This is a genomic window from Knoellia subterranea KCTC 19937, from assembly GCF_000768685.1.
Lineage (GTDB): Bacteria > Actinomycetota > Actinomycetes > Actinomycetales > Dermatophilaceae > Knoellia > Knoellia subterranea.
Genome location: NZ_AVPK01000008.1, coordinates 144,680 through 156,775, shown reverse-complemented (window position 1 = coordinate 156,775; position 12,096 = coordinate 144,680). Strand labels below are relative to the sequence as shown.

Sequence of the window (12,096 nt, the reverse complement as noted above, 5' to 3'; positions counted from 1 at the left end):
GGTGGCCTTGGCTGCGGGAGCAGCCGGGGCCGGGGCGGCGGGAGCCGGGGCGGCCGGAGCCGGAGCAGCCTTGGCGGCCGGGGCCTTGGGTCCCGGCGTTGCGGCCTTCTCACCCGGTGCCGAAGGGGCAGCCGGAGCGGGGGCAGCCTTGGCGGGGGCCTTCTTGGCCGCCGGCTTGGCCTCCGCGGGCGCGGGGGTGTCGACCGGGAACTTCTCCTGGTAGCGACGAACGACGGGCGCCTCAATGGTCGAGGACGCCGACTTGACGTACTCGCCCATCTCGTTGAGGCGCTCGAGGAGGACCTTGCTGGTCACTCCAACTTCCTTGGCGAGTGCACTCACTCGAACCTTTGCCACGTTTCTCCTTCTTCTGGTCCGTGCGACCTGACGAAGCAGAGAACGCGCGGACCGTTAGTACTGGGGGGAGCTCATTGCTGAGTACTCATCGGGTGCTCATCAGCGTCAAACCACTCTCTTGTCAGAGGTTCTGTCGGTTTCCCTTGGTACGGACGGTTGCCTGCTCGTGGGTGGCGATCCACTCCGCCACGGCGCTGGTGTCGAGCGGTGTGCTGACTCGCAGCGCACGCCCGAACGCCCGTCGCCGGACGGCGAGGTCGAAACAGTCTCCGGTGGGGTGCAGCCAGGCGCCGCGCCCCGGGAGACACCGCCGAAGGTCGGGAACGAGGTCCCCTTGCCCTCCGGCGACCACTCGCAGGAGTGCCGACCGGCTATCCGTCGCCCTGCATCCCACACAGGTGCGCACCGGCTCCGTCAAAGACGGTGTATGCCGTGTGCTCGCCTCGGCGTGAGAGGTCTGGGCCCGGAGTCCAGTCCGGTCGGTCCCCTCCACTCTAGCGCCTAGCGGGGGTCCGACGCGTCACCGGACGGTGCCGGGGCCTCTTCGGCACCCGCCGAACCGCCCGCTCCGGGGTTGTCGGAACGGATGTCGATGCGCCACCCGGTGAGCTTGGCGGCAAGGCGGGCGTTCTGGCCCTCGCGGCCGATGGCGAGCGAGAGCTGGTAGTCGGGCACGACGACCCGCGCCGCGCGCAGCTGCCGGTCGACGATCTCGACGGACTGGACCCGGGACGGGCTCAGCGCCGCCGCGATGAAGGTTGCAGGGTCGTCGCTGTAGTCGACGATGTCGATCTTCTCGCCGTGCAGCTCGGCCATGACGGCACGCACACGCGCGCCCATCGGGCCGATGCACGCGCCCTTGGCGTTGAGCCCCGCGACCTTCGTGTGCACCGCGATCTTGGTGCGGTGCCCCGACTCACGGGCCAGCGCCGCGATCTCGACGCTGCCGTCGGCGATCTCCGGAACCTCGAGGGCGAAGAGCTTGCGAACGAGGTTCGGGTGCGTACGCGACAGCCCGATCTGCGGACCGCGCAGGCCGCGCTTCACGCTGACCACGTAGGTGCGGATGCGCTGGCCGTGGACGTACTTCTCACCCGGCACCTGCTCGGCGAGGGGCAGGATGCCCTCGACCGAGCCGAAGTCGACGGTGACGTGCCGCGGGTCGGGGCTCTGCTGGATGATCCCGGCGACGATGTCGCCCTCGCGGCCCTTGAAGTCGCCCATGATCGCGTCGTCCTCGATGTCACGGAGGCGCTGGACGATCACCTGACGTGCCGTCGCGGCCGCGACGCGACCGAAGTCGGTCGGGGTGTCGTCGAACTCGGGGCCGTACTCGCGACGCATGCGGGGGCGCGCCGGCTCAGCGGGGGCCTCGACCTCGTCGGCGTCGGTCTCCTCGCCGCTCGCGGCGTCGCCCTCAGCGTCCGCGTCGCTGTTGGCGTCATCGGAGGACGGGGACGCGGGAGCCGTCTCGGCGTCCTCGACCGGCTCCTCCTCCACCGGGACCTCGAACTCCTCGCGGGCCCAGATCGTCACGTGCCCGGTCTTGCGGTCCAGCTCTGCGCGGGCGCTGCGGTAGGCGCCCTCGGTGCGGTGGTAGGCGAGGAGCAGCGCCTGCTCGATGGCGGGGATGAGCACGTCGAGCGAGATGTCGCGCTCCCGCTCGACACCCCGGAGGACGGCGAGGTCGATATCCATGGGTCAGTTCTCCTTGTCGGTCGACGCGTCGGCGTCGGCAGCAGTGGGGTCGAGGTCGGTCTCCGCGTCGTCCTTGCGGGAGAACTCGACCTGGACGTCGGCGTGGTCGATGGCGGCGTAGGCGAAGGACTCGTCGCGGGCCGGGTTCTTCTTCACGGCGGGGATCGTCAGCGTGAGGTCGTCCACGCTGGCCCGCGTGATGCGGCCCGTGACGCGCTCGCCGTCCCGTGGCGTGAGTTCGACCAGACGGCCGACGTTGCGGCGGAAGTGGCCGGGGGCCGTCAGCGGACGGGACACCCCGGGCGACGTGACCTCGAGGGTGTAGGGCTGCTCGCCGAGGACGTCGGACTCATCGAGCGCGTCGCTCAGGGTGCGCGTCGCCTCGGCGATCTCGTCGAGGGAGAGGGAGGACTGGGTCTGGGTGATGTCGCCCTCGGAGGTGAGCTCCCGATCGACGACGACCTTGACGACCCTGCGGCGGCCCGCCGGGGTGACGACGACCTCCTCGAGGACGACTCCTGATCCGCGCAGCGCGCTGTCGATCAGCTCCTGCACTCCGGTGCCCGAGGCCATCGGTCTCCCTCTCTGTAGTTCTCGATCCGCACGTCACGCTGCGGGAACCACACTCTAGCCGGGCACGGGGCAGCACTTCCACGCGTGCGAGGATGCCGACATGCGCGACGTCAGCCCGGGGGGATCGACGCCGTCCCGACGTCTCGTCGTGGCCGGCGGTCTCGGACTGATCGGAACTGCTGTCGTCTCGCTCAGTGGTTGCGGCATCCGGCTCGAGGACGACGCGCCGCGCGTCCCCCTCCTCCCCACTCGGACTCCCCTCGCGGGCGAGGACGCGATGCTCGCCCTCCTCGCAGCCGTCCGGTCGGCCGCCGATTCAGCCGTCTCACCGCCGTCCTCGCTGGCGGGTCTGGTCCAGCCGCTGCACGAGCAGCAGGCGACCGTGCTTCACGACGCGCTCCGGAGCCGCGGCGTTCCGGAGGCCGACCTGACTCCATCGCCCACCGCGACCGCCACGGGGACGCCGACCACGACCCCCACGGGAACGCCCGTGGCGACGCCCAGTCCGTCCGGCTCGAACAGCGCGCCCTCGACCACCCTCGACGCACTTGAGTCAGTGGTCATCGAGGCCGGCGCGGGGCTCGATGACGCCGAAGAGGAGCTGCGCCCCATGCTCCTGGGGATCCTCGCGCAGGCGCATGCTGGCCTCGACCTCGCGGGCCACCCCGCGCCCCCGCCGACCGACGAGAGCTCGTCCGATTCAGCCGGGTCGGCCTGGACCGATGTCACACCCGTCGCCACTCTCATCACGGCGATCCGGCGGGCGACGTACTTCACCCAGATCGCTGCTGCCCGCTCGACCAAGGATCAGCGGGCCGCCATGCTTCGCGACCTCGCGGCGCTCGCCACGGTCACCCGAGAACTGGTCGGCACCGCGGGCGACAGGGCACCGGAGCCCGAGCTGGGCCTGCCTCTCCCCCACGCGGTCACCACCGACGAGGAAGCCCGACGGCTCGCGGCCGAGTCGGCTGGCGACCTCCTCGCCGCCTGGGGCGGCGAACTGGCGACTCTCGCCGACGGGTCACCCGAGGCGGCTTTCTCCGATGTCCCCCGATGGCTCGGCACGGTTGCCGCCGTCGCCCACCGGCGAGGGGTGGCGTTGACGGCGTTCCCGGGACTGAAGTGACCTCGCCGCCCACCGAGCCACTCGCTCCACGGGACTGGCTCACCTGGATGAGTCGGCTCCCGGCCGAGGGTGGGCCCAGCGGGGCCGACTGGACTCGGGACGCGGACCGCCTCACGCGCGAGGCGTTGCTCGAGTGGGACCTCGTCCTGGACGGTCCGCCGATGACCGGCTGGACGGCCGTCGTGCACCCCGTGGTCCGCCGTGACGACCTCGACGGTGCGCAGTTCGTGCTCAAGGTCGGGTGGCCCCACGTCGAGTCCGCGCAGGAGCACCTCGCCCTGCGAGCGTGGGACGGGCACGGGGCCGTCCGGCTCGTCGCCGCCGATCCTTCTCGAGGGGCCCTGCTCCTCGAGCGTCTCGACTCGTCACGGGACCTCCAGAGGGTCGACATCGACGAGGCCTGCGCCGCCGTCGGGTCGCTGTATCGCGATCTCCACATTCCGGCACCGCCGACGATCAGGACGCTCCCGGCATACCTCGATCCGTATCTGACCAAGCTGCGCCAACGCACGGACGTGCCGCGACGCGTCGTCACCCGAGTGACCGGCCTGGCGCGCGACCTCCTCGCGGAGCCCGGACCACGCGTCCTGCTGCACACCGACCTGCACTTCGAGAACGTCCTCGCCGCTGATCGTGATCCGTGGCTCGCCATCGACCCGAAGCCGCTTGCGGGGCCCGCCGGCTATGAGCTGCATCCGTTGTTGCGCAACAGGTTTGACGAGATGGGCACCGGTTCGGCGATGCGCTGGTCGGTCCGCCGTCGGCTCGAAGTGACGTGCGAAGCAGCAGGTCTCGACGAAGAGGTGGGCCGCCTCTGGTGCATCGTCCGCTGCGGCATCGAGATCCTCTGGGCCGCCGTGGACGGCGACGACGCCGAGCTCTCGAAGAACCTCACGCTGTTCAAGGCTCTCGAGGACTAGGAGCGCCAGCCGTACTCCACCTCGGGGCGACCTGCGCCGGCGTAGCGCGAACGGCGCGTGGCATAACCGCTGTCGTGAAGGTGCTCGAGGTAGCGCCGCGCGGTCACGCGACTCACGCCGAGCTCGCCAGCCAGTTCGCTGGCGGAGCGGGGCCCGTCTGCGTCGCGAAGCGCCGACACGACCCGACCGAGGAGCTCCTCGGACATGCCCTTGGGCAGGGCCGCGGGGCGGGTTGGACGGACCGCGGCGAAGACCTCGTCCACCTCGGCCTGACTGCCCACCTCGCCGGTGGACCGGTGGGTCGCGCGATAGTCGAGGTAGGCCGCGAGGCGATCGCGGAGGGTGGCGAAGGCGAAGGGTTTGAGGACGTACTGCACGACGCCGAGCGACACCGCCGACCGCATGATGTCGAGGTCTCGGGCCGAGCTCACCGCAATGACGTCGGCCGTGTGCCCGGCGGCGCGCATCGCCCGGACCACCTCCAGGCCGTGCAGGTCGGGCAGGTTCATGTCGAGCAGGACGACGTCGATGGGGTGCGCCTGCAATGACCGCAGGGCCTGCTGACCCGTGTTGGCGACGGCTGCGACGGTGAAGCCGGAGACCCGCTGGACATAGGTGGCGTGTGCCTCGGCGGCGACCGGCTCGTCCTCGACGACCAGAACTCTCAGCGGTTCGGACATCACTGACCTCCCGATCCGTCGACGGGGAGGGTGACGACGAACCGAGCACCCGGTGGCCCCGTGACGTCGAGCGATCCGCCGAGCCGGTCGATGGTCTGCGCGACGAGGGCGAGGCCGATGCCCCGTCGGCCTGCCCGCCCCTCCCCCTTGGTGGTGAATCCGCGTTCGACCACCGACTCGACGGTGGCTTCGGGCAGACCCGGACCGGAGTCGGCGACCTCGAGGACGAGAGTCCTGCCGTCCGTGTCGAGGCGCGCGTCGACGTCGACCCGCCGCTCGGAGCCGGGGCCGGCGGTCGCGACCGCGTCGAAGGCGTTGTCGATGAGGTTGCCGACGATCGTCACGACGTCACGCACTGGGACGGCGTCGGTCGGCCAGTGCGCTCCGGGCGCGATACGGAGGTCAATCCCCTGCTCACTCGCCTGGGCGCTCTTGCCGACGAGGAGTGCGGCGAGGGCGGGTTCGGCGTCGGCAGCCACGACCGTGTCGGTGAGCTGCTGCGTCACGGCGAGCTCGTCCGTGGCGAAGGCGAGCGCCCGGTCGACGTGGCCCAGCTCGATGAGGGAGACGATCGTGTGGATCCGGTTGGCCGACTCATGCGCCTGCGAGCGCAGGGCCTCGGTGACACCCCGCGCCGAATCAAGTTCCCCCGTGAGGTGCTCGAGATCCGTGCGGTCGCGCAGCGTCGCCACCGTCCCCAGGCGTCGCCCCTCCCACATCGCGGGAGCGGTCCCGAGCACGAGGACGCGGGCCTCGGTGACATGCAGCTCGTCCTCACGCCGCTCCCCGTCGGACAGGGCAGCCGTGAGAGCCGGACTGAGTCCCAGATCGGCCAGAGGAGTCCCGGCAACGTCGTCGGGCAAGCCGAGCAGTCGAACAGCCTCGTCGTTGGCGAGCTGGAGCCGCCCGCCCTGGTCCACGAGGAGAAGCCCTTCGGTGACGGCGTGGAGGACCGCGTCGTAGTACTCGTACATCTCCCTCAATTGCCGCTCCCCCATCCCCAAGGTCTGCCGGCGGATCCGTCGGGACACGAGCGCAGTCCCCAGACCGGAGAGGAGGGCTGCCGCGGCTCCCGCGACGAGCAGGCTCGGCAGCTGGGCACGCACGGCCTGCGACAGGGCCGTCCGGACGATGCCGACGGAGACGAGCCCGACGACGATGCCCTGCTCCGTCCGGACCGGCACGACCACGCGTCGCGACGGGCCGAGCGTCCCGGTGTAGTCCTCGACGACCTCGCCGCCGCGCACCGCAGCCTCGATGTGTCCGATGAAGCGCTGCCCCACCTGCGCCGGGTCCGGGTGCGAGAGGCGCACCCCCTCCGTCGTCATCACGACGACGAAGTCCGTGTGCGTGTCGCGGCGGACGTCCTCGGCGAAGGCCTGCACCTCCGGGCTCTCCGTGCCCGCGGTCAGGGCGTCGACAACGTCCGGAGTCGCCGCCACGGTCCGTGCGACGGACATCGCCCGGCTCGTCGCCTCCTGGGTCTGCGCGCGCCGTGCCTGGGCGTACGCAGCGACGAGGCCGACCGCGACGACGAGCAGCGCCACCCCCACCTGGAGGACGAAGGTCTGCTTCGCAACGCTCCACCGCGCAGGCGAGAGGCGCGCGCTCACGCAGCCCACCGGCATACGCGAAGGGCGACGAACTCAATGAACACAAACGTGACCCTAGTCACTGAGGCGAACAGACTCGGGGTCGCTCACCAGACCCGGACCACCGGGTCGCGACCCAGGAGATTCCCGTGACCGACACCGTCGTCGAACGGCCCGTACGCCGGGACCGCACGCATTGGCTCTATATCGCCGTCATCATCGCCATGGCCCTCGGAATCGCCGTGGGCATCATCGCCCCGGAGTTCGGGGTCAAGCTCAAGTGGCTCGGAACGGCCTTCGTCAACCTCATCAAGATGATGATCAGCCCGATCATCTTCTGCACGATCGTCCTCGGCATCGGCTCCGTGCGCCGCGCCGCCCAGGTCGGCAAGGTCGGCGGCCTCGCCCTCGGCTACTTCCTCACGATGTCCACTGTGGCTCTCGCCATCGGCCTCGTCGTCGGCAACATCGTCAAGCCGGGCGCCGGACTGCACCTCACCGACGAGCTCGCGTCGGCCGGTCAGAAGCAGGTCGGCGAGGAGCACACCACGACCGTCGACTTCATCCTCGGCCTCATCCCCGACACGCTCGTCTCGGCGCTCACGTCGGGTTCGGTGCTGCAGGCGCTGCTCATCGCGCTGCTCGTCGGCTTCGCGCTGCAGAAGATGGGGCGTGCCGGTGAGCCGATCCTGAACGGCATCAAGCACGTGGAGCGGCTCGTCTTCCGCCTCATGTCGATGATCATGTTCCTCGCGCCCATCGGTGCGTTCGGAGCGATGGCCGCCGTCGTCGGCGCCACCGGCTGGGAGGCACTCAAGTCGCTTGCGCTCATCATGGTCGCGTTCTATGCGACGTGCTTCCTCTTCGTGTTCGTCGTCCTCGGCGCGGTCCTCAAGTTGGTCACGGGGATCAACGTCTTCGCGCTGCTGAAGTACCTGTCGCGCGAGTTCCTACTCATCCTGTCGACCTCCTCGTCGGAGTCCGCTCTGCCGCGCCTCATCGCCAAGATGGAGCACGCCGGCGTCTCGCGTCCGGTCGTGGGCATCACTGTCCCGACGGGATATTCGTTCAACCTCGACGGCACCGCGATCTACTTGACGATGGCCTCGCTCTTCATCGCCGAGGCCATGGACAAGCCGTTCTCGATCGGCCAGCAGATCTCGCTGCTCGTCTTCATGATCATCGCCTCGAAGGGTGCCGCCGGCGTCACTGGTGCCGGGCTCGCGACGCTCGCCGGTGGCCTGCAGTCGCACCGCCCCGACCTCGTCGACGGCGTCGGCTTCATCGTCGGCATCGACCGGATGATGAGCGAGGCCCGCGCGCTGACGAACTTCGCCGGTAACTCCATCGCCACCGTGCTCATCGGCCACTGGGTGGGTGAGCTCGACCGGGGCAAGCTCGACCGGGTGCTGGCGGGTGACGAACCGTTCGACGAGTCGACCATGCTCGACGAGGACCACGGCGACGAGGACCTGGTCGGGGATCCGCAGTCGGTGACCGTGGGTCACTGACGCTCGCAGGTGACGCGAGTGGGCCGGCGGACATGCAGTGCTGTCCGCCGGCCAACTCGAGTGTGTGGTGCTGAGCACGCGCGTGGCTGGGTTGGGTGGATCGGTGCCGGGCATTGCATGTCCGGAGGAACGGGGTATGCCGTACCGGACGGCATACGGTGAAGGCATGGCCAACCGGCTCGCGAACTCGACGTCCCCCTACCTCCTGCAGCACGCCGAGAACCCGGTGGACTGGTGGGAGTGGGGCGAGGACGCGTTCGCGGAGGCGCGCCGTCGGGATGTGCCAATCCTGCTGTCGGTGGGGTACGCGGCGTGCCACTGGTGTCACGTCATGGCTCACGAGTCGTTCGAGGACGTCGGCGTGGCCGAGGCCGTGAACGCGAATTTCGTTGCGGTGAAAGTGGATCGGGAGGAACGGCCCGACGTCGACGCGGTCTACATGAACGCCACGACGGCGCTCACCGGGCACGGCGGCTGGCCCATGACCTGCGTTCTCACGCCGGACGGCGACCCCTTCTTCGCGGGGACCTACTTCCCGCGCGAGCAGTTCCTGTCATTGCTCGCGAACGTCACCCGCGTGTGGAGCGAGCAGCGGTCCGACGTCATCGAGTCCGGGGCTCACATCGCGTCACGATTGCGCGAAATGATGACGGCCGTCGGCCCAGTCGCTCCCATCACGGCTGATGCCACGGCGGCTGCGGTCCGGACGCTGCGGCAGAATTATGACATTGCCCGCGGTGGCTTCGGCGGCGCTCCGAAGTTCCCGCCCTCCATGGTTCTCGAGTTCCTCCTGCGCCACCACGCCGCGACCGGCGACTCGGACGCACTGGCCATGGCGCGCGGGTCGTGCGAGGCCATGGCCCGGGGTGGCATGTACGACCAGCTCGGCGGGGGCTTCGCCCGGTACGCCGTCGATGCCGACTGGGTCGTCCCCCACTTCGAGAAGATGCTCTACGACAACGCCCAGCTGCTGCGGGTCTACACCCATCTGTGGCGCGCCACCCAGGAACCGTTGTGGCATCGAATCGCCTGTGAGACAGCGGAATTCATAATCCGCGACCTCGGCACGGACGAGGGTGGTTTCGCGTCTGCCCTCGACGCCGACACGATCGTCGACGGCCACAGCATCGAGGGTGCGACGTATGCATGGACCCCCGACCAGCTCGTCGACGTGCTCGGTGAAGTCGACGGTCGACGAGCCGCTGACCTGTTGTCGGTGACCGAGCACGGGACGTTCGAGCACGGCTCCTCGACCCTGCAGCTGCGCGAGGATCCGGACGACGACTCGTGGTGGGCGGCGACCCGGGAGCGGCTCCTCACGGCCCGCGACGCCCGCCCACAACCGGCCCGCGACGACAAGGTCGTGACGTCGTGGAACGGTCTGGCCATCGCCGGGCTCGCCGATGCCGGCGTTCTGCTGGAGCGGCCGGACTTCATCGAGGCCGCCCGGCGCTGCGCAGAGTTCGTCACGACCACGCACCTCATCGATGGACGTCTCCGACGCGCCTCACGCGACGGAGCAGTTGGAGCGGCTGCCGGAGTGGCGGACGACCACGGCAACCTCGCCGAGGGTCTGCTCGCGCTCCACCAGGCCACGGGCGACGCCCACTGGCTCTCAGTTGCCGGGGACATCCTCGACGTCGCGCTCGACCACTTCCGCGACGAGGACGGCACGATCCATGACACCGCCGACGACGCCGAGCAGCTCTTCACCCGGCCACGCAGCGTCGCTGACAACGCCGAGCCCTCCGGCACGTCCTCGCTCGCGGGCGCCTGGCTGACGTATGCCGCCCTCACCGGTTCCGCACGTCACCGCGACGCCGCGGATGCTGCCCTCGCAGGCGTCGGTTCACTCGCCGCGCGCGATCCCCGTTTCGCCGGGTGGAGCCTTGCCGGGGTGGAAGCCGCGCTGGCCGGGCCACTTCAGGTCGCTGTGACCGGAAGCGGCTCAGCGGCCGAGGAGATGCTCCATGTCGCGCGCACCAGCACCTCCCCCGGTCTCGTCGTCGCCCATGGCGAACCCGATGCACCCGGCCAGCCACTGCTCGAGGCGAGGCCGCTCGTGGGAGGCGCCCCGACGGCATACGTCTGCCGTGGTTTCGTCTGCGACGCTCCGGTGACCGATCTCGAGGATCTGCGCCAATCGCTGAGCCGGGAATCTCTCAGAGGGTGACGGTTCCGCTGACCCGCGTCACGGCGTCACCGGTCACCCACACCTCACCGTCCGCGGCCTCGATGTGGACACGCCCGTCCCGCCCGATAACGGTTCCCTGCCGCGCCACGTAGGTCGGCGGCAGCGCACCGGCGGCGATGAGCCACTGCGCGAGGCCGGCGTTCGCGCTGCCCGTGACCGGGTCCTCGCCGAAGTCCCGCCCGTCGGCATAGAACGCGCGCACCTCGACATCGGCACCCAGTTCGGCGGCTCGCTCGGTGCTCCACCGTCCGAGGATCGTGACCTTGAGGTCGGTGAAGGCCGCGATGTCCGGGACGACGTCGAGCACGGCCTGCGCGGAGCCGAGATCGACGCCGATCCAGCCCGGTCCGTTGTCGACCCACGCCATGCCCTCGATCGCGTCGTCCGCCACACCAAGCGCCGTGACGACACGCCCGCGCAGGTCTGCGTCGACGTCGCCCGAACGCATGAGCGGAGGTGCCGCAAACCCGAGGCGTTCGGCGCGACGCACCGTCACGAGCCCCGCCCCGCACTCCTGCACGACATCGGCACCCTGCGCCACCCCTCCGGCCTCGAGCCACGCGTGGGCGCTGCCGATCGTCGGGTGCCCAGCGAAGGGCAGCTCGCCGCCGATCGTCCAGATGCGCACCCGGTAGTCGGCCCCGGGGTCGGTTGGCGTGCACAGGAACGTCGTCTCGGACAGGTTGGTCCACCGCGCGAAGTCGGCCATCTGCTCGTCGGTCAGGCCATCGGCGTCGTGGACGACGGCGAGCGGGTTGCCGCGCCACGGCTGCGCGGAGAAGACATCGACCTGACTGAAGGGCAGCATGCGCCCATCCCAGCACGTTCTCGTTCGCTGCGCCGTGACGGCTGGCTAAGGCCTGTCGAGCTCGACCGTGACGATGGCGCCGTTGGGGATCGGGTCCCAGGCGACCTCGCGGTGGGTGCGGCCGGCGAGGCGCGCAAGGGCGACGCGCATCGTGTCGCCGTGGGTGACCCAAACGACGTGTTCGTATGCCGTGTCGCGGGCTCGCTGGATCGGCGCGGCGAGGCGTTCGTGGACGTCCCTGAGACTCTCTCCCCCACCCCAGGCGACCTCGCTGACGTGCTGGCCATCGGGTGTGGGCTCGGGCTGCAGGTCAGCGGTGAGGCGGCCTTCGAGATGGCCGAGGGCCTGTTCGCGCAGGTCCGGGTCGTTGGTCGCCTCGACACCGAGGGTCGAGGCGATGCGGTCAGCGGTGGAGCGGGCCCGTTGGAGGTCGCTCGTGAGGACCTCGACGGAGCCGTCGATGCGGGCGGCGAGGGTGGCGGCCGCGGTCCGCGCCTGTTCGTGGCCGAGGTCGGTGAGGTCGGGGTGCGCGGTCTGGCCCTGGAGGCGGCCCTCGACGTTCCACGTCGACTGGCCGTGGCGGACGAGGTGGAGCTGGACGGGGCGCACGCGGCAACTGTAGGGCTGCGTACGATTC

At 70.2% G+C, this 12,096-nt stretch carries 12 protein-coding genes; 4 read left to right on the top strand and 8 right to left on the bottom strand.

Annotated elements, in window-relative coordinates; genetic code table 11:
* The 4 genes from N803_RS13875 to rimP form a co-directional block, all read right to left on the bottom strand.
* A partial coding sequence (locus N803_RS13875) for a translation initiation factor IF-2 N-terminal domain-containing protein (protein WP_211253522.1) occupies positions 1 to 357 on the bottom strand: 357 nt, incomplete at its 3' end.
* A gap of 121 nt (positions 358 to 478) precedes the next feature.
* The gene (locus N803_RS18935; protein ID WP_245617281.1) at positions 479 to 709 is read right to left on the bottom strand and encodes a YlxR family protein; all 231 of its coding nucleotides are present in this window, start codon (positions 707 to 709) and stop codon (positions 479 to 481) included.
* Between the two features lie 149 nt (positions 710 to 858).
* Positions 859 to 2,055 (bottom strand): transcription termination factor NusA, encoded by a 1,197-nt coding sequence (gene nusA / locus N803_RS13865; protein WP_035906251.1) that lies wholly within the window; start codon positions 2,053 to 2,055, stop codon positions 859 to 861.
* 3 nt (positions 2,056 to 2,058) lie between these two features.
* The gene (rimP, locus tag N803_RS13860) at positions 2,059 to 2,628 is read right to left on the bottom strand and encodes a ribosome maturation factor RimP (RefSeq protein ID WP_035906249.1); all 570 of its coding nucleotides are present in this window, start codon (positions 2,626 to 2,628) and stop codon (positions 2,059 to 2,061) included.
* 100 nt (positions 2,629 to 2,728) lie between these two features.
* Here rimP and N803_RS17630 point away from each other — a divergent pair, with 100 nt between their 5' ends.
* The gene (locus N803_RS17630; RefSeq protein ID WP_052112299.1) at positions 2,729 to 3,754 is read left to right on the top strand and encodes a hypothetical protein; all 1,026 of its coding nucleotides are present in this window, start codon (positions 2,729 to 2,731) and stop codon (positions 3,752 to 3,754) included.
* 47 nt (positions 3,755 to 3,801) lie between these two features.
* Positions 3,802 to 4,674 carry an aminoglycoside phosphotransferase family protein gene (locus tag N803_RS13850; protein WP_084764534.1) on the top strand — a complete coding sequence of 291 codons (873 nt, stop codon included), beginning with the start codon at positions 3,802 to 3,804 and terminating at the stop codon, positions 4,672 to 4,674.
* Here the strand turns inward: N803_RS13850 and N803_RS13845 are convergent.
* On the bottom strand, positions 4,671 to 5,354 hold the full coding sequence (locus N803_RS13845) for a response regulator (RefSeq protein ID WP_035906247.1): 684 nt from the start codon (positions 5,352 to 5,354) through the stop codon (positions 4,671 to 4,673). The two genes, N803_RS13850 and N803_RS13845, sit on opposite strands and share 4 nt — an antisense overlap.
* Entirely contained in the window at positions 5,354 to 6,967 is a 1,614-nt protein-coding gene (locus N803_RS13840; protein ID WP_245617279.1) for a sensor histidine kinase, read from the bottom strand. The genes N803_RS13845 and N803_RS13840 overlap by 1 nt, the downstream gene beginning before the upstream one ends.
* Positions 6,968 to 7,095: 128 nt before the next feature.
* Here N803_RS13840 and N803_RS13835 point away from each other — a divergent pair, with 128 nt between their 5' ends.
* The gene (locus tag N803_RS13835) at positions 7,096 to 8,457 is read left to right on the top strand and encodes a cation:dicarboxylate symporter family transporter (RefSeq protein WP_035906244.1); all 1,362 of its coding nucleotides are present in this window, start codon (positions 7,096 to 7,098) and stop codon (positions 8,455 to 8,457) included.
* 166 nt (positions 8,458 to 8,623) lie between these two features.
* Positions 8,624 to 10,630, top strand: a complete 2,007-nt coding sequence (locus N803_RS13830) for a thioredoxin domain-containing protein (protein WP_035906348.1) — start codon at positions 8,624 to 8,626, stop codon at positions 10,628 to 10,630.
* On the opposite strand, the gene N803_RS13825 is transcribed toward N803_RS13830, so the two are convergent.
* Positions 10,620 to 11,459, bottom strand: a complete 840-nt coding sequence (locus N803_RS13825) for a PhzF family phenazine biosynthesis protein (RefSeq protein WP_035906241.1) — start codon at positions 11,457 to 11,459, stop codon at positions 10,620 to 10,622. The genes N803_RS13830 and N803_RS13825 overlap by 11 nt on opposite strands.
* 45 nt (positions 11,460 to 11,504) lie before the next feature.
* A complete protein-coding gene (locus tag N803_RS13820) occupies positions 11,505 to 12,068 on the bottom strand; it encodes a histidine phosphatase family protein (protein ID WP_035906238.1) in 564 nt (187 codons plus the stop codon).
* Between the last annotated feature and the right edge of the window lie 28 nt (positions 12,069 to 12,096).

Bases quoted from the DNA above. Each gene is read 5' to 3' on its own strand.
- N803_RS13845 (WP_035906247.1), bottom strand. From the start codon at position 5,354: ATGTCCGAACCGCTGAGAGTTCTGGTCGTCGAGGACGAGCCGGTCGCC.
- N803_RS17630 (WP_052112299.1), top strand. From the start codon at position 2,729: ATGCGCGACGTCAGCCCGGGGGGATCGACGCCGTCCCGACGTCTCGTC.
- rimP (WP_035906249.1), bottom strand. From the start codon at position 2,628: ATGGCCTCGGGCACCGGAGTGCAGGAGCTGATCGACAGCGCGCTGCGC.
- nusA (WP_035906251.1), bottom strand. From the start codon at position 2,055: ATGGATATCGACCTCGCCGTCCTCCGGGGTGTCGAGCGGGAGCGCGAC.
- N803_RS13825 (WP_035906241.1), bottom strand. From the start codon at position 11,459: ATGCTGCCCTTCAGTCAGGTCGATGTCTTCTCCGCGCAGCCGTGGCGC.
- N803_RS13850 (WP_084764534.1), top strand. From the start codon at position 3,802: ATGAGTCGGCTCCCGGCCGAGGGTGGGCCCAGCGGGGCCGACTGGACT.
- N803_RS13830 (WP_035906348.1), top strand. From the start codon at position 8,624: ATGGCCAACCGGCTCGCGAACTCGACGTCCCCCTACCTCCTGCAGCAC.